Source organism: Sphingomonas sp. (genome assembly GCF_042091075.1).
Lineage (GTDB): Bacteria > Pseudomonadota > Alphaproteobacteria > Sphingomonadales > Sphingomonadaceae > Sphingomonas.
Genome location: NZ_JBELIE010000065.1, coordinates 1 through 16,242 on the forward strand (window position 1 = coordinate 1; position 16,242 = coordinate 16,242).

17 protein-coding genes and 1 pseudogene are annotated in these 16,242 nt (G+C 67.6%); 8 read left to right on the top strand and 10 right to left on the bottom strand.

What is annotated here, in order from left to right:
* Positions 1–507: pseudogene (locus tag ACFDSW_RS08370) on the top strand (malto-oligosyltrehalose synthase); the annotation flags it as partial.
* 163 nt (positions 508–670) lie between these two features.
* Here the strand turns inward: ACFDSW_RS08370 and glpK are convergent.
* The gene (gene glpK / locus ACFDSW_RS08375) at positions 671–2,179 is read right to left on the bottom strand and encodes a glycerol kinase GlpK (RefSeq protein ID WP_375249831.1); all 1,509 of its coding nucleotides are present in this window, start codon (positions 2,177–2,179) and stop codon (positions 671–673) included.
* Between the two features lie 97 nt (positions 2,180–2,276).
* Between glpK and ACFDSW_RS08380 the strand changes: the two genes are divergently transcribed.
* Both ACFDSW_RS08380 and ACFDSW_RS08385 read left to right on the top strand, forming a co-directional pair.
* Positions 2,277–3,773, top strand: a complete 1,497-nt coding sequence (locus ACFDSW_RS08380; protein WP_375249832.1) for a glycerol-3-phosphate dehydrogenase — start codon at positions 2,277–2,279, stop codon at positions 3,771–3,773.
* A complete protein-coding gene (locus tag ACFDSW_RS08385; protein WP_375249833.1) occupies positions 3,770–4,543 on the top strand; it encodes a DeoR/GlpR family DNA-binding transcription regulator in 774 nt (257 codons plus the stop codon). The genes ACFDSW_RS08380 and ACFDSW_RS08385 overlap by 4 nt, the downstream gene beginning before the upstream one ends.
* 7 nt (positions 4,544–4,550) lie before the next feature.
* Here the strand turns inward: ACFDSW_RS08385 and ACFDSW_RS08390 are convergent, their stop codons facing one another.
* Entirely contained in the window at positions 4,551–5,366 is an 816-nt protein-coding gene (locus tag ACFDSW_RS08390; protein ID WP_375249834.1) for an alginate export family protein, read from the bottom strand.
* A gap of 79 nt (positions 5,367–5,445) precedes the next feature.
* Here ACFDSW_RS08390 and ACFDSW_RS08395 point away from each other — a divergent pair, with 79 nt between their 5' ends.
* Positions 5,446–5,589, top strand: coding sequence for a hypothetical protein (locus tag ACFDSW_RS08395; RefSeq protein ID WP_375249835.1), 144 nt, complete (start codon positions 5,446–5,448; stop codon positions 5,587–5,589).
* A 192-nt stretch (positions 5,590–5,781) separates the two neighbouring features.
* Here ACFDSW_RS08395 and ACFDSW_RS08400 read toward each other — a convergent pair whose 3' ends face one another.
* Positions 5,782–7,125, bottom strand: a complete 1,344-nt coding sequence (locus tag ACFDSW_RS08400; protein WP_375249836.1) for a dicarboxylate/amino acid:cation symporter — start codon at positions 7,123–7,125, stop codon at positions 5,782–5,784.
* Here ACFDSW_RS08400 and ACFDSW_RS08405 point away from each other — a divergent pair.
* The 3 genes from ACFDSW_RS08405 to ACFDSW_RS08415 all read left to right on the top strand — a co-directional run bounded on the left by ACFDSW_RS08405 (position 7,124) and on the right by ACFDSW_RS08415 (position 10,365).
* A complete protein-coding gene (locus tag ACFDSW_RS08405) occupies positions 7,124–7,264 on the top strand; it encodes a hypothetical protein (RefSeq protein ID WP_375249837.1) in 141 nt (46 codons plus the stop codon). The two genes, ACFDSW_RS08400 and ACFDSW_RS08405, sit on opposite strands and share 2 nt — an antisense overlap.
* A gap of 111 nt (positions 7,265–7,375) precedes the next feature.
* A complete protein-coding gene (locus ACFDSW_RS08410; RefSeq protein WP_375249838.1) occupies positions 7,376–9,085 on the top strand; it encodes a sensor histidine kinase in 1,710 nt (569 codons plus the stop codon).
* Positions 9,082–10,365, top strand: a complete 1,284-nt coding sequence (locus ACFDSW_RS08415; protein WP_375249839.1) for a sigma-54-dependent transcriptional regulator — start codon at positions 9,082–9,084, stop codon at positions 10,363–10,365. The genes ACFDSW_RS08410 and ACFDSW_RS08415 overlap by 4 nt, the downstream gene beginning before the upstream one ends.
* Positions 10,366–10,456: 91 nt before the next feature.
* Here ACFDSW_RS08415 and ACFDSW_RS08420 read toward each other — a convergent pair whose 3' ends face one another.
* Positions 10,457–10,927: a hypothetical protein gene (locus ACFDSW_RS08420; RefSeq protein WP_375249840.1), complete on the bottom strand. Its 471-nt coding sequence runs from the start codon at positions 10,925–10,927 to the stop codon at positions 10,457–10,459.
* A gap of 75 nt (positions 10,928–11,002) precedes the next feature.
* Positions 11,003–11,455, bottom strand: a complete 453-nt coding sequence (locus tag ACFDSW_RS08425) for an Lrp/AsnC family transcriptional regulator (protein WP_375249841.1) — start codon at positions 11,453–11,455, stop codon at positions 11,003–11,005.
* A gap of 130 nt (positions 11,456–11,585) precedes the next feature.
* Here ACFDSW_RS08425 and ACFDSW_RS08430 point away from each other — a divergent pair, with 130 nt between their 5' ends.
* Entirely contained in the window at positions 11,586–11,858 is a 273-nt protein-coding gene (locus ACFDSW_RS08430; protein WP_375249842.1) for a DUF6356 family protein, read from the top strand.
* Here the strand turns inward: ACFDSW_RS08430 and ACFDSW_RS08435 are convergent.
* The 5 genes from ACFDSW_RS08435 to ACFDSW_RS08455 form a co-directional block, all read right to left on the bottom strand.
* A complete protein-coding gene (locus ACFDSW_RS08435; protein WP_375249843.1) occupies positions 11,855–13,105 on the bottom strand; it encodes an adenosylmethionine--8-amino-7-oxononanoate transaminase in 1,251 nt (416 codons plus the stop codon). The genes ACFDSW_RS08430 and ACFDSW_RS08435 overlap by 4 nt on opposite strands.
* A complete protein-coding gene (gene bioD, locus ACFDSW_RS08440; protein ID WP_375249844.1) occupies positions 13,102–13,722 on the bottom strand; it encodes a dethiobiotin synthase in 621 nt (206 codons plus the stop codon). Before bioD ends, ACFDSW_RS08435 begins: the two co-directional genes overlap by 4 nt.
* Positions 13,713–14,840, bottom strand: a complete 1,128-nt coding sequence (locus ACFDSW_RS08445) for an 8-amino-7-oxononanoate synthase (protein WP_375249845.1) — start codon at positions 14,838–14,840, stop codon at positions 13,713–13,715. Before ACFDSW_RS08445 ends, bioD begins: the two co-directional genes overlap by 10 nt.
* Positions 14,774–14,926 carry a hypothetical protein gene (locus tag ACFDSW_RS08450; protein WP_375249846.1) on the bottom strand — a complete coding sequence of 51 codons (153 nt, stop codon included), beginning with the start codon at positions 14,924–14,926 and terminating at the stop codon, positions 14,774–14,776. Before ACFDSW_RS08450 ends, ACFDSW_RS08445 begins: the two co-directional genes overlap by 67 nt.
* A partial coding sequence (locus tag ACFDSW_RS08455) for a putative bifunctional diguanylate cyclase/phosphodiesterase (protein WP_375249847.1) occupies positions 14,923–16,242 on the bottom strand: 1,320 nt, incomplete at its 5' end. The genes ACFDSW_RS08450 and ACFDSW_RS08455, both read right to left, overlap by 4 nt.

The following is a 16,242-nucleotide window of genomic DNA, read 5'->3' on the forward strand; positions in this document are numbered from 1 at the left end:
TGCGACGATGCCGGGTTCCGCGAAGAGATGGCCACGTTCCAGCGAACGATCGCACCGCTGGCCGAGGCCAACACGCTCGTCCAGGTGGCGCTGCGGTGCACGCTGCCGGGGGTGCCGGACCTCTATCAGGGAACCGAATTGCCCGATCATAGCCTGGTCGATCCTGACAACCGTCGTCCGGTCGACTTTGCCGAGCGGCAGGCGCTGCTGGGCGCGGCGCAACCGCCCGCCAAGCTGGCGCTGATCGACAAGCTGCTGGCGATGCGGCGACAGCGACCCGAGCTTTTCCGCGAAGGCGATTATCATGCGCTCGCCGTCGAGGGGGACGATGCCGGGCGGATCGTTGCATTCGAGCGACGCTGGCGCGGCCAGGTGCTGCGGTGCGCCATGGCTATCCGGGGCGCGGACGCGACATCGTCGGCGGCCGTCCTCTTGTCGAACGGCGACCGACTGACGGCGGCGGACGCCTTTTGCGACGGTCCGGTGTGGGTGGACATGACCGGGTGATCGGCCGGTCGCCGGATTCGGCGCGACACGATTGCAAAAGCTGCAACTAAACTCGGTTAATTTTGCAATTGCGTTCGATCATGCTGCATCGCAAAAGGATCGGGCCTTTCAGGCATCCTCTCCTAAAAACTTTTCAAAGCCGGGGTTCGCCCCGGCTTTTTTTTTACGCCGCCGCGCCGGTCAATGTTTTCTCGACCGCGGAGCGCCAGCCGGCGACCAACGTCTCGCGGTGCGACGCCTCCATATGCGGGTCGAAACAGTCCCGCCGCGCCCATGTGCCCGCCAGTTCGTCGAGATCCTTCCACACCCCCGTCGCCAGCCCGGCATGGAAGGCAGCCCCCAGAGCGGTCGTCTCGAGATGCAGCGGGCGTTCGACCGATACGTCAAGCAGATCGGCAAGGAACTGGCACAGCCAGTCGTTCGCGGCCATGCCGCCATCCACGCGGATCGTCGCGGGCGGCTTGCCCCCATCGGCGACCATCGCGTCGGTCAGATCCATCGTCTGATAACCGACCGCCTCGAGCGCCGCGCGCGCCAGATGCGCCTGCGTCGCCCCCAACGTCAGCCCGAAGATCGCGCCGCGCGCTTCCGGGTCCCAATGCGGCGCGCCCAGCCCGACGAACGCCGGCACCATATAGACGCCGTGGCTGTCGGGCACCTGTGTCGCCATGTAGTTGGTCTGGCTGGCATGGGTGATGACGCCGATTCCGTCGCGCAGCCATTTGATCGCCGCCCCGGCGACGAAGATCGATCCCTCGAGCGCATAGGTCATCCGTCCGTCGAGGCGATAGGCGGGCGTGGTCAACAGGCGGTGGGTCGACTCGATCGCCTCCTCGCCGGTGTTGAGCAGCATGAAACAGCCGGTGCCATAGGTCGATTTCGCCATGCCGCGTTCGAAACAGGCCTGGCCGAACAGCGCTGCCTGCTGGTCACCCGCAATCCCCGCGATCGGGATCGTCGCGTCGAACAGCCCCTCGCCGGTGGTGCCGAACAGATGGCTGTTGTCATGCACCTCGGGCAGCAGCGCCATCGGCACGTCGAACAATGCACACAATTCCTCGCTCCAGCGCTGCTCGCGGATGTCGTACAACAGCGTCCGGCCTGCGTTCGTCACGTCCGTGGCATGGACGGCGCCCCCGGTCAGCCGCCACAGCAGGAAACAGTCGATCGTCCCGAATGCCAGTTCGCCCCGTTCCGCCCGCGTGCGCGCGCCATCGACATAGTCGAGGATCCACGCGAGCTTGGTCGCCGAGAAATAGGGGTCGATCAGCAACCCGGTCCGGCCGCGCACCATCGCCTCATGGCCTGCCGCCTTCAGTTCGGCGCAGCGTTTCGCGGTGCGCCGATCCTGCCATACGATCGCGCGGTGGATCGGCTCGCCGGTCGCGCGATCCCATACCACCACCGTCTCGCGCTGATTGGTGATCCCGATCCCCGCGATCCCGCCGGCACCCACGCCGCTTTCGTCGATGGCCTGCCGCGCCATCGCCAGCGCGTCGCGCCAGATATCCTCCGGATCGTGCTCCACCCAGCCCGGTTCGGGATAATGTTGCGCGAATTCGGTCTGCGCGGACGCGACCGGCCGCGCATCACGGTCGAACACGATCGCGCGGGTCGACGTCGTCCCCTGATCGATCGCCAGGATATGCGTGCGGTTCGGGGCGTCGGCCAAGCTGCTCTCCATCATCTCGTGCGCCGTTCTCGCACGGTTCGAACGAACGTCAATAGTTTCGTTTGAACTTTCGTTCGAACCAATCCATATTCGTTTTATGGCTGAGACATTCGATGTGGACCTGCTGATCGTCGGCGGCGGTATCAACGGTGCGGGGATCGCGCGTGACGCGGTCGGACGCGGGCTGAGCGTGGCGCTGGTGGAAAAGGACGACCTTGCCGCGCACACGTCCTCCGCCTCGACCAAGCTGATCCACGGCGGGTTGCGCTACCTGGAATATGGCGAGGTGCGGCTGGTACGCGAGGCGTTGATCGAGCGCGAGCGGCTGTGGGAGATGGCGCCCCATATCATCTGGCCGCTACGCTTCGTGCTGCCGCAAACCAACTCGCCGCGTCCCGCCTGGATGGTCCGCCTCGGCCTGTTCATGTACGACCATCTCGGCGGCCGGAAGCTGCTGCCCGCGACCGAGACGATCGCGCTCGGCCGCGATGCGCGCGGCAACGGGCTGAAAACGAAAGGGCGCGCGTTCGTTTATTCGGATTGCTGGGTCGAGGACAGCCGGCTGGTGGTGCTCAACGCGCGCGACGCGGCCGATCGCGGCGCCCGCATCATGACGCATACCCGGCTGGTCGATGCCGAACGAGCCAATGGCGGCTGGCGCGCGACGATCGAGGATGCGGCGGGCCCCCGCACCCTCACCGCACGGGCGCTGGTCAACGCCGCCGGCCCGTGGGTAGCGGACGTGCTGGGGCGTGTGCCGCATGCCCGCGATGATCGCGGCGTGCGGCTGGTGAAGGGCAGCCATATCGTGCTCCCGCGCCTGTACGACGGCGATCATGCCTTCATGCTGCAAAACCCCGATCGCCGGATCGTCTTCGCGATCCCCTATGAGGGCAAATTCACGCTGATCGGCACTACGGACGAGCCATGGGAAGGCGCACCCGCCAAGGCACAGATCGCCGATCATGAGGTCGACTATCTGCTGGAGACGGTCGCGCGCTATTTCGATCGCGCGCCGGGCCGCGACGAGATCGCGTGGAGCTATGCCGGTATCCGCCCGCTCTACGACGACAAGGCGGCGAATGCCTCGGCGGTGACTCGCGACTACGTCCTCGATCTCGACCGGGGGCCGGCTGGCGCGAACGAGAATGCACCGATGCTCAGCATCTTCGGCGGCAAGATCACCACCTATCGAAAGCTCGCGGAACACGCGATGCAGGAACTCGCGCCCTTCTTCCCGACGGCAGGGTCGGCATGGACGGCCGGTGCGGCGCTGCCCGGCGGCGATATGCCAGGCGTCGATTTCGAGGGCTTTCTCGCTGACCTCGCGCGTCGCTATCCGGCGCTGCCCGCCGCGCTGCTGCGGCGGCTCGCGCGCGCTTATGGCACGCGCACCCCGGCGTTGCTGGGCGACGCCCGCACCCTCGACGATCTCGGCGAGGATTTCGGGGCCGGCCTTCATGCGCGCGAGGTCGACTGGCTTGTCGCGCAGGAATGGGCGTCATGCGCCGAAGACATCCTGTACCGCCGCAGCAAGCTGGGCCTGCATGTGCCAGCCGGCGCCGCTGAAGCGATCGATCGCTATCTGGCATGAGCGACGACCGCGCCGCGGCGGAGCGGCACCGCCGGATCCTCGAATGGGCGCGCGGCGCGGGCAGCGTTTCGGTCGACGATCTCGCGGCGCGACTGAACGTCACGCCGCAGACGATCCGCAAGGACCTGAACCTGCTGGCGGGGCGATCGATGCTGTCGCGGGTGCATGGCGGCGCAGTCGTCACCTCGGGGGTCGACAATATCGCTTATGCCGAGCGCCGCTCGGTCGCGACGGGTGCGAAGGCCGCGATCGGCGCGGCGGCGGCGGGATTGATCCCCAACGGGGCGTCGCTCTTCGTCAATATTGGCACCACCACCGAAGCCGTCGCGGAGCAACTGTCGACGCATCGCGACCTGATGGTGATCTCCAACAACCTCAACGTTGTCGATCTGCTCGACGGCCATGATTCGATCGACGTCGTCGTGGTCGGCGGCCAGGTACGGCGAGGCGATCGCGCGGTGGTCGGCGCGTTGGCGATGGATTTCATCCGCGCGTTCAAGGTCGATTTCGCGCTGATCGGCACCTCGGCGATCGATCCCGACGGCAGCCTGCTCGATTTCGCGGTCGACGAGGTTCAGGTGACGCAGACGATCGTCAAAAACGCCCGCCGCGTCATCCTGGTGGCGGATTCCAGCAAGATCGGCCGCCCCGCGCCGGTGCGGATCGGCCACCTCGGCATGGTCGACTATTTCGTCACCGACCGGCTACTCGATCCGGCGCTACGACGACAATGCGAGGAACAGGGCGTCACGCTCGTCGAAACGGCGTGATCGTCCGCTAGAAGCGAAAGCTCACCCAGCCGGCGAAAAAGTCCGAATTCGTGTAGCCCGCGCCGGTCAGCGACGGACCCGCCGCCAGATGCTCATACCGCCCCGTTATCGACAGGCGCGGGGTGATCGACCAGATCGCCTGCAGCCGCATCACGTCCCCGATCTTCGCATCGCGTACATTCTGCGTGCCCGCGAACGGCTGACCATTGGCGCGATAGACCGCGTCGCGCACATTGTCGCGCCAAGCCAGCTGATACTCCGCGGTGACGCGCAGCGAGGCGGCGGGCGAAACGGTGACGTTGGGCGCCACCGCTACCAGATTGGACGGCGTCAGAAACAGGCCGTAGCTGTAATAGATGTTGTTGCCGAACGGCGAATAGGCATTGCGCAGGCTGCCATCGCCATACCCGCCGCCACCGCTCGCATAATCGACGTGCACCCCGATGCGCGGGCTGCTCGCGGCTTTGCCGAGGCGATAGGTCTGGGCGATGAACACCTGCCAGGCATCGATATCCTGATTGATGTATCGGCCCCATTGGCGGTTCGCGGACCAGTCGATCGTCAGTTGCCCGACATCGCCCCACAGCCGCGCGCCGGCGTAATAGCGCCTGGCGGGCCCGATCCGGCCGCCCCAGGCGCCGACGGCGTTGCGACGGCGCCAGAGGAAGGGATCGAAATACAGCTTCGAGCCACCCAGCCACGTCTTCGGGACGACGAACCCCAGCGTCACACCGGAAAAGCGCCGCGCCGGATCGATGATATCGTCCTCCGCGCCCAGATCGCCATATTCCGTCGGCTTCAGGTCGAACAGATCGACGCGCATCTTCGCCGTCCGCGCCCAGCACCAGTCGGCTGATATCCTGACGCTGTGCCCGGCTCTCGCGCAGATTGGGATTGGTCGTATGGTTGACCCGCAGGCGCGCCTCGCCCGACAGGGTGATATAGACGTCGCCATCGGCGTCGATCGGCAGGAATTTCAGCCGGTCGAGCGGATCGTCACGCTTGGCCGGATCGCGCAGCGCGCTCCAGTCCTCCGCCCAGCGTGACAGATTGAAGCCGCCGACGTTGGCGCCGTCGCCGGCGGCCGCCTGCGGATAGGAGGTGACGGTCGGCGTAGCGGGATTGCGCGTGCCGCCGGCCTCGCTGGGCGGGGTCGACTGCGCGGCGGCGGCGTGCGCCAGGGTGAGCGCTGTAGTGGCGCCCAGGGCGCGCGTGAGTCGGAGCATCGACAAACGTCCTTATTCGGCGGGAACGGCGTCGGCCGGCATCTGATCGACCGGCACCGCTCGTCCGGCGAGCGCGGCATTGAATTGGTCGCGGTCCAAACGGCCCTCCCAGCGCGAGACGACCACCGTCGCCACCGCATTGCCGATGAAATTGGTCAGGCTGCGACACTCGCTCATGAAGCGATCGACCCCGAGGATCAGCGCCATGCCCGCCACCGGCACGCTGGGCACGATCGACAGCGTCGCCGCCAGCGTGATGAACCCCGCCCCGGTCACCCCTGCCGCGCCTTTCGACGACAGCATCGCGACCGCCAGCAGCAGCAATTGCTGCCCCAGCGACAAATCGACCCCGGTCGCCTGCGCGATGAATAGCGCCGCCAGCGTCATATAGATGTTGGTGCCATCGAGATTGAACGAATAGCCCGTCGGCACGACCAGCCCGACGATCGACCGCGGACAGCCCGCCCGCTCCATCTTCTCGATCAGGCTGGGCAGCGCGCTTTCCGACGAAGAGGTGCCGAGGACCAGCAGCAGTTCCGCCTTCAGATAGGCGATCAGCCGGAAGATCGAGAAGCCGCAGACGCGCGCCATCAGCCCCAGCACGACGATCACGAACACCAGCGACGTCAGATAGAAGGTGCCGACCAGCGCGACGAGATTGGCCAGCGTGCCGACGCCATATTTGCCGATCGTGAACGCCATCGCGCCGAACGCGCCGATCGGCGCCGCCTTCATCAGGATCGACACGACCTTGAACACCGCCAGCGACAGATCCTCCAGCGCGTGAGTGATACGCTCGCCGCGCTCACCGATCATCGCCAGCCCGATCCCGAACAGGATCGCGACGAACAGCGTCTGCAGGATATTGCCCTCGCTCAGCCCCGAGATGAACGTGTCGGGGATGATGTTGAGCAGAAAGCCGGTCAGCGTCGCGTCATGCGCCTTGGCGGCATATTCGGCCACCTTTCCGCCATCCAGCGTCGCGGGATCGATGTTCAGCCCGGCCCCGGGACGCAAGACGTTGCCGACGATCAGGCCGACGATCAACGCCAGCGTCGAGAAGGTCAGGAAATAGGCGAACGCCTTGCCCGCTACGCGCCCCACCGCCGCTAGATCGCGCATCCCCGCGATACCGGTGACGATCGTCAGGAAGATCACCGGCGCGATGATCATCTTCACCAGTTTGATGAAGCCATCGCCGATCGGCTTCATCGCCTCGCCCGTCGCCGGTGCGAAATGACCGATCAGCACCCCCGCCGCAATCGCGATCAGCACCTGGACATACAGATGCAGATACCACGGGCGGCGCGTCGGCGGCAGCGCGCCGTCGGCGGCATGGGTGACGATGGGTGACATGGCCTCGATCCTCTCTCGCTCCGCTATCATCGCTCGTCAGCGATGGAAATTGCGGCTTCCCGCCAGTGTGCACGGCATGGATGATCGACGCGATGGAAAAGAAGAAATGAGTTTTTCCAACTTATTATCAATTGCTTGAATAACCTTCCTCTCGCTAATCCACCGGATACGGCGGCAACAAATGACACATTCCGAACTGGCAAAGTGCAAGAATTTGCACTTGGCCGTCGGCGTGCGGTACATCGTTGACATGTCACGTTTCGCCGCCCGATTCCCCTGGTGGTGGCCCGGGGTTGCGATCGCGGCGCTGGCGGTGGCGGCGCTGTCGTTCGTCGTGGCCCGCGACATCGCACTCGGCTCGGCCCGACAGGATGCCAGCGCCGCCGCCCGCTTGCAGGCCGCGCTGCTCGACAGCGAGATCGCCCGTTTTCGCTTGCTGCCGCTCGCGCTCGCGGACGATCGCGACATCACGCGCGCGGTGGCAGGCGATGTCGCCGTCCTGCCGGCGCTCGACCGCAAGCTGGAGGCACTGGCACGCGCCACCGGTGCAGCCGCTATCTACGTCGTCGGCATCGGCGGCGAAGCAATCGCCGCCAGCAACTACCGCTCCCCGCAAAGCTTCGTCGGCGCCAGCTACCGCTTTCGCCGCTATGTGCAGGACGCGCTGCGCAGCGGATCGGGCAGCCAGTTCGCGATCGGTACGGTCAGCCGCCAGCCGGGTCTCTATCTTTCGCGGCGGACCTCCGGCGGCGGGGTCATCGTCGTCAAGCTGGTGTTCGACCGGCTCGAGGCGACGTGGCGCGCGGCGCGCGGCATCAGCTTCGTCACCGACGCGGCCGGGGTGGTGCTGGTCAGCAGCCGCCCCGCGTGGCGCTTCGCCTCGACACGGCCGCTCGACCCGCATCAGTCGGCACGGTCGCGGGCCGACGCACTGCGCGGCGACGCGCCGATGCAGATCCTTCCGCTGCGCCGTGACGACCTGGTGTGGCGCGTCGGGCAACGCCCCTATCTGGCCAGCACCCTGCCCGTTCGCCAGCCCGGCTGGCAGCTGACCTTGCTGTTCCCCGCGGGCGAGGCGCTGGCATGGGGGCCGATCGCGGCCGGAAGCGCGGCGGCGTTTCTGTTGGCGCTCGCGGTGCTGGCGTGGATGTGGCGCGAGCGTGCCGCCTCGCGCGCGCGGCGTACCGCCGAGCTGGAAGCCGCGGTGGAACAGCGTACCCACGCGCTCAGCCGCGAGATGGAGGAACGCAGCGCCAGCGAAGCACGCGCCGCCGAACTGCGCGAGGTGCTGCGCCAGGCAAACCGTCTGGCCACGCTGGGACAGGTCACCGCCGGCGTCGCGCATGAAACCGCGCAGCCCGTCGCCGCAATCCGTACCTATGCGCAGACGAGCAAGATGCTGCTGGAGCGCGGCGATCTCGCGACGGTGGACGACAATCTGGGGGCGATCGCGCGGCTGGCGGACCGTATCGGCAGTGTCACCACCGAATTGCGCGGCTTCGCACGGCGCAAGCCCGGCGACCTGCGCCCGGTATCGCTGGCGGAAGTGATCGATGGCGCAATGCTGATCCTGCGACACCAGTTGCGAACGGTGACGCTCGATCGCGCCGCGATCGATCCGGCGCTGCGGGTGATGGGCGGGCGCGTGCGGCTGGAGCAGGTGGTGGTCAATCTGTTGCAGAATGCGGTCGAGGCGCTGGCTACGACGCCCGACCCACGGATCGCGCTGACGATCATGGCGGAGCCAGCGAGCGTCCGGCTGCTGGTGACGGACAATGGCCCGGGCATCGCGCCCGCCGTGGCGGCGCGGCTGTTCACGCCATTCGTCACCAGCCGCCCGGATGGCCTGGGCCTCGGCCTCGTCATCGCGCATGATATCGCCGAGCAGATGGGGGGCGGGTTGCGACTGGTGCCGAGCCCGCGGGGTGCCAGCTTCGAATTGCGGCTGCCCCGCGCGTGAGCGATCCGCATCATGGCACCGTCGCGCTGGTCGATGACGACGACGATCTGCGCGCCGCCACCCGGCAATTGCTGACGCTCGCGGGATTTCAGGTGAGCGACTATGCCGCCGCCGGGCCGGCCCGCGCCGCCATCGATGCGGACTTCCCCGGCGTGGTGGTCACCGACGTGCGGATGCCCGGCGAATCGGGGATCGACCTGTTCCGTCAGTTGCATGCGCGCGATCCCGATCTGCCGGTGATCCTGATGACCGGCCATGGCGATATCGCGATGGCGGTCGATACGCTGAAGGCGGGCGCATGGGATTTCCTCGCCAAGCCGTTCGATCCCGATGCGCTGATCGCGGCATTGCATCGCGCGGTCACCGCCCGCGCGCTGACGATCGAGAACCGCCGCCTCCGCCGCGCGGCGGAGGCGCAGGGCAGTGACGTGTTCATCGGGGAAAGCCCCGCCATCCGGCGGTTGCGCGGCCTGATCGCGACGCTTGCCGACGCCACGCTGGATTGCGTGATCGAGGGAGAGACCGGCACCGGCAAGGAACATTATGCGCGGTTGCTTCACGCCGGCGGGCGACGCGCGCGGCACCGCTTCACGCTGGTGGATTGCGCGACGATCCCCGCCGAGATGATCGAGCGCGAGCTGTTCGCGCGCAACGGCATCATCGCGCGGACGGATCGTGGCACGCTGTTCCTCGATCAACTGCATCGCTCCCCGCCCGCGCTGCACGACCGGCTCGCGCGGTTCGTCGAGGCCCGCGCGGTGGCGCTCGATACGCGCGATCCCGACGCGGTCGACGTTCGCATCATCGCCACCATCGGCGACGGCGACGGCGCGGCGCTGCCCGACACCCTGTATCACCGGCTGGCCGGGGTGCCGCTGCGCATGCCCCCGCTGGCAGAGCGGACGGAGGATATCCCGTTGCTGCTGGCGCATCTGATCGATCGCGCCGCCACCGCCTTGCGGCAATCCGCCCCGCCGCTGGGCGGCTGGCCCGCCCGGGCGATGGCACGGGCGTGGCCCGGCAATGTCCGCGAACTGGCGCGCTTTGCCGAGCGGCTGTGCCTCGGCATCGAGACGCCCGCCGAAGCACCGCAGGGCGAAGTCCCCGGTCTCATCGAGCGGATCCATGCCTTCGAACGCGCCGTGATCGAGGAAGCGGTGGCCGCCGCCAACGGCGAAATCGCCACGGCGATCGCCTCGCTCCAGATCCCACGCAAGACGTTCTACTATCGCGTCAATCGCCTGGGCATCGATCTGAAGGCGTTGCGCCGCCGCCGATAGCCCGCGTCGATGCACCGCTCATGCGACGAGCGGATCGCTGTGAGACCAGCCCCAGAGCGAGGGAAAGGCGCTCAGGATCGCGCACCCCCGATCAGGGGGCGGTGCGCGTTGTCTCCACTTCTGCCACTGATCCCTCATCCGCGAGGATCGCTTCCACCTCCGCCTCGCTGATGCCGAACACCGTCGCCAGCCCCGCGACCGTTGCGCCGCGCCGGGCGAGCGTGACGATGCGCTGATGGTCGACGGCGGTGGCATAGTGCCGCACGTCACGCACGAGGCGTTCCTCGCCGGTCTGCCGCAGCGATCCCGAGGCACGCCGCTTCGGCCGCGCGTCGCGTTCCTCGATACGCTCGTTGCGGCGTTGCTCTTCCTCCTGCCGACGCGCCTCACGAGCCGCCTCACGCTCGCGGAGCGCGCCGTCCCGCGCCGACTGGCGTAGCGCGGTGCGCGCTTCGGCGGCGGCGATCCGTTCACGCGCGCGGCGCTCGCGATCGGCGGCGCGTTCCGCCTCGCGGTCGGATCTGTGGGGGGAGCGAGGTGCGCCCCAGCTATCGTCTGCCATGCGTCCCGTCCGTCGCAATGCCATAAGGGGAAGCGCGCTGTACGCGATGCCGCGCGCGGATCAACCACATCGCCGCTACAGCGGCAGCGCGGTGGTCGATTTGATCTCCTGCATCGCGAAGGACGAGGAAACGTCGTGCATCGGCGCCACCTTGGTCAGCTTGCGATAGATGCGGTCATAATCCGCGATATCGCGCGCGACGATCTTGAGAAGATAATCGATCTCCCCGCTCATGCGATAGACTTCCACCACCTCCGGCATGCGCGACACCCCTTCGGCGAAGCTGTGCAGCCATTCGTCGCTATGCTGCGCGGTGCGGACCGCGACGATGACCGTGACGCCCAGGCCCAGCGCGTCCCGGTTGAGCACTGCGACGCGGCGATCGATGATCCCGTCGCGCTCCATCCGCTTGATCCGCTTCCAGCACGGCGTTTGCGACAGCCCGGCGCGCGCCGCCACTTCGGCGATCGGGACGGTGGCGTCTTCCTGAAGAATAGCCAGAATGCGACGGTCGGTAGGGTCGATCATGACATTCTCTGCTTCACTAGATACGAAGAACAATATTTTCGCATTCTGGCGAAAAGGCAGCACAAAAGAAAGCGTTTCTCCCGGTCTCCCGCTAATCTTCCGTTCGAGGGACCACGGGAAGGGAAGCACCATGATCGATCGCCTGTTCACCGATCATCCGCGCAGCGTCGGGGAAAGCTATCGTGAGCATTTCGTCGCCGCCGGCGGGTTCGGGGTGACGATGATCGGCGCCGGCATCGCCTGCCTGATCCACGCGCTGCTGCCGGGATTGTTCGCCGCGACCGGCAGCCGCGCGATCACCCGGCTGCACGATCGTATGGTCGCCAATCGCCGCCGCCACACGGCGGGCAACCCGTCGCCGGCCAGCGTCCCCGCGCCGCTGCAACCGCTACCCCCGGTTTAACGAACTTCGTCCAATGCGGCGGCGATGGCGGCGTAGACGCGGTCCAGCTCGTCCGGCGTGATGCCATAGGGTGGCATCACGTACACCGTCTCCCCCAGCGGACGCAGCAGCACGTCATGCTCCGCGAAGAACCGCAGCAGCCGGGGTGCGAGCGCGGATAGATAGCCCTGCCCGGCGTCAAGCTCGAATGCTGCGATCGTCCCGCATTGCCGCGCCCCGGACACACGCGGATGCCGCGCCACCTTCGCCAGCCGATCGGCCTGGGCCAGCGCGAGCCGGTCGATCCGCGCGCGCACCGGCTCATCACGCCAGATCGCCAGATTGGCATTGGCGGCCGCGCAGGCGATCGGATTGGCGGTGTAGCTGGACGAATGGAAGAACATGCGCGCCCTGTCCTCGGCATAATGCGCGTCCCATACCGGTTCGCTGGCCAGCGTCACCGCCAGCGGGATCGCGCCGCCGGTCAGCCCCTTCGACAGGCAAAGGATATCGGGCACCACCGCCGCCTGCTCACACGCCAGCAACGTGCCGGTACGGCCCCAGCCGGTCATCACCTCGTCGGCGATGAACAACACGCCCGCATCGGCGCAGATCGCGCGCATCTGCCGTAGCAGCTCGGTATCGTAGAACAGCATGCCGCCCGCGCCGAGCACCAGCGGCTCGACGATAAACGCCGCCGCGCCCGTGGCGCACGCCTGTGACAGCGCGTCGAGCGTCGCCTGTTCGCGCCCGCCGCCGGGATAAGGGATGGTCGTGACGTCGAAGAGCAGCGGCGCATAAGCGCTATTGAACACGCCCCGCGCGCCGACCGACATCGCGCCGATCGTATCGCCGTGATAGCTGTGCTCCATCACCACGATCCGGTGGCGCGCCTCGCCACGGGCATTCCAATACCCCAGCGCCATCTTCAGCGCGACCTCCACGCTGGTCGATCCCGAATCGGAAAAGAACACGCGGGTCAGCGCGGCCGGCATGATCGTCAGCAGATCGCGCGCAAGCCGTTCGGCGGGTTCATGCGTCCAGCCGGCGAAGATGATCTGATCGAGCCGTTCCGCCTGCGCGCGGATCGCGGCGACGATCCGGGGATGGTTGTGGCCGTGCGTCGTCACCCACCAGGAGGAGATTGCGTCGACGATGCGGCGACCGTCCTGCGTATGCAGCACCGCGCCCTCGGCATGGGTGACGAGCGGGATCGGCTCCCGCAGGCCGTGCTGGGTGAACGGGTGCCATACGGGCGATTCGCTCATACGATACCCTCCAGATCGAAGCCGGCGGCGAAAGCGGCAGCCAAAGTGGCCGGGTTCAGCGGGGTGAGGATCGGCAGGCGCCCCAGCCGCCGCACCCCGCCGATCGCGGCGATCGTCGCCTCGCTGTCCTCGTTCGCGTCACCGACGAAGGCGATCCCGGCGATCGGCACGCCGCGCGCCCGCAAGGCCTCGATCGACAACAGACTGTGGTTGATCGTCCCCAGCGCGGTGCGCGCGACCAGCACCACCGGTGCGCCCCATTGCGCGAACTGGTCGGCGTAGAGCCATTCGCGAGTGACCGGTACCAGCACCCCGCCCGCTCCCTCCACCACCAGCCGGCCCGGTACGGCAGGCGGCGTCAGCCGGGCGGGATCGATCGTCACACCGTCCAGCTCCGCCGCGAGATGCGGCGAGCAGGGCGTGATGAGCCGATACGCCTCTGGCAGGACACGCGCGGGGTCGAGGCCCAGCCGCGTCACCGCACCCGCGTCGCTCCCCTCGTCGAGCCCCGCCTGCACCGGCTTCCAGTAATGCGCGTTCAGCGCACGGGTCAGCGCCGCCGCGATCACCGTCTTGCCGATCCCGGTATCCGTGCCGGTCACCACGATCATGCGCATGCCAGAATATCCTCCACGGCCCCGGCCAGGGCGTCGATCTGCGCGATATCGACATGCAGCGTCAGCGTGATACGCAGCCGGGCGGTGCCGGCGGCGACGGTCGGCGGGCGGATCGCCCTGACATCGAAACCGGCACGCTGAACGGCGGCGGCGACATCCACGGTGCGGCGATCGTCGCCGATGATATGGGGGATGATCTGCGTCCCCTGCACCGCGCTGCCCAGCGACGCGAACCGGCGCGCGGCATGCCCGATCAGCGCGTGCAGCCGTTCGATCCGCGCCGGATCGGTCGCCAGCACCTCCAGCGCGGCGCAGGCCGCCGCCGCCATCAACGGCGACGGCGCGGTCGAAAAGATGAAGGTCCGCCCGCGATTGATCAGGAAATCGCGCACGGTGCGGCTGCCGCATACCAGCGCCCCCTCACACCCCAGCGCCTTGCCCAGGGTGTGCAGCGTGATGACGCGATCCTGGCCCTGCAGCGCGGCCGCCTCACCCCGCCCGTCCGCACCGAACACCCCGGTGGCATGCGCTTCGTCGATGATCAGCATCGCGTCGTGCCGGGCGGCGATATCCGCCAGATCGTGCAGCGGCGCACGATCGCCATCCATGCTGTACAGGCTTTCGACGACGATCCACGGCGTGCCGGTGCCGCCCCCGCCCCGCCACCGGGAAATGGCATCGTCAAAGGCGGTGGCGTCGTTATGGGCGATGGCCTGCATCGCGGCACGCGACTGGCGCATGCCGTCATGGGCGCTGGCATGGACCAGTTCGTCGTGCAGGATCAGGTCGCCCCGCTGCGGCAGCGTGGCCAGGATGGCGACATTGGCGGCATAGCCGCTGCCGAAGAACAATGCGCTGTCGCTACCGAAGAAGGCGGTGGCAGCCTCCTCCAGCCGTTCGTGTTCGGGATCGTTGCCGCGCAGCAGCCGCGAACCGCCCGAGCCGACCGCCACCCCGCGTTCGATCGCCTCGCGCACCGCCGCCGAGAGCCGCGGGTCCCCGGCCAGCGCCAGATAGTCGTTGGAGGAAAAGTCGATCCCGGTGCGGGGCGTCAGGCGGCGGTGTCGGCCCAGCCCGGCCAGATGATCGAGATCGGCGCGTTGCGCGAGAAGAACCATGGTGGCGCTTCATAGGCCGGAACCGCGCGAAAGCCAGTGGCAGGCGTGCCGGTGCCGATCATCGCGACGAGTCTCCCGCTGCTCACCCGTACAGGCTGGTGCCGTGCACCATCACATCGGGCTGCGCCATCGGTCGCCCGATCAAATAGCCCTGCACCTCATCGCAGCCCCAGCCACGGAGCACCTGCAATTGCACGGACGTCTCCACCCCTTCGGCCACCACCGGGATGGAGAGGCTTTGGCCCAGCGCGACGATGCTGCGGACGATCGAGGCGGAGGGCGCATGATCGACCATCGACTGGACGAAACTGCGATCGACCTTCAACTTGTCGAAACGGAATTCGCGCAGATTGCCGAGCGACGAATGGCCGGTGCCGAAATCGTCCATCACCACCTGCGCCCCCGCCGATTGCAATGCGCGCAATGTCGTCAGCACCGCCTCGCGCCGCGGTCCCAGCAGGGTCGCGCTTTCGGTGACCTCGAATTCGAGCCGGCGCGGCGCGATCCGATGCCGCGCCGCCAGCGCGAGCAGCTCGTCCGCCAGCCGTTCGTGCCGGAACTGGATCGGCGACAGATTGAGCGCCAGCGACACGCGCTCGTCCCATTGCGCCGCGGCCGCCATCGCCTGATCCGCCACCCACAGCCCGATCGGCACGATGCCGCCGCTCGATTCGGCCAATGGAATGAACTGGTCAGGCGAGATCTCGCCCAGTTCCGGGTGCGTCCAGCGCAGCAGCGCCTCATAGCCATGGACGCGCAGCGTTCCTGCGTCGGCGATCGGCTGATAGCACAGGTGCAGTTCGCCGCGCTCGATGGCGCCTTCAAGATCATGGCCCAGCCGCCAGCGCAGGCGCACCTCTTCCTTCAGTCCATCGTCGAAGAAACGCGCGGTATGCCGCCCTTCCGATTTCGCGCGGTACATCGCCATGTCGGCCAGATTGTACAGTTCCTCCAGCCCATGGTCGTCGCCGGACACCGCCACGCCAACACTGAGCCGCAGCGGGATATCCTCGGCCTCGGTGCGTTCGAAGGTATCGAACAGGCGCGACAGAAGCGTCTCGGCAGCGCGCGGCTGCTCCGCGGCGACCTGGATGATCGCGAATTCATCGCCGCCCAGCCGTGCCACCAGATCGTCGGCGCGCACGCAGCGCGTCAGCAATCGCGCCGCCCTCACCAGCGCGGCATCGCCCCCGGCATGGCCGAATCGATCATTGATCGCCTTAAAATCATCCAGGTCGATCGCGAACACCGCGACCTTTTCCGCGGTGCGTTGCGCCCGCGCCAGCTCGTGCGCCAGCCGCTCGTCGAACAGCAGGCGGTTGGCCAGCCCGGTCAGCACGTCGTGATGCGCAAGGAAATCGGCGCGCCGCTCGGCCTGCCGGCGTTGCTGCAAGATCGGAAG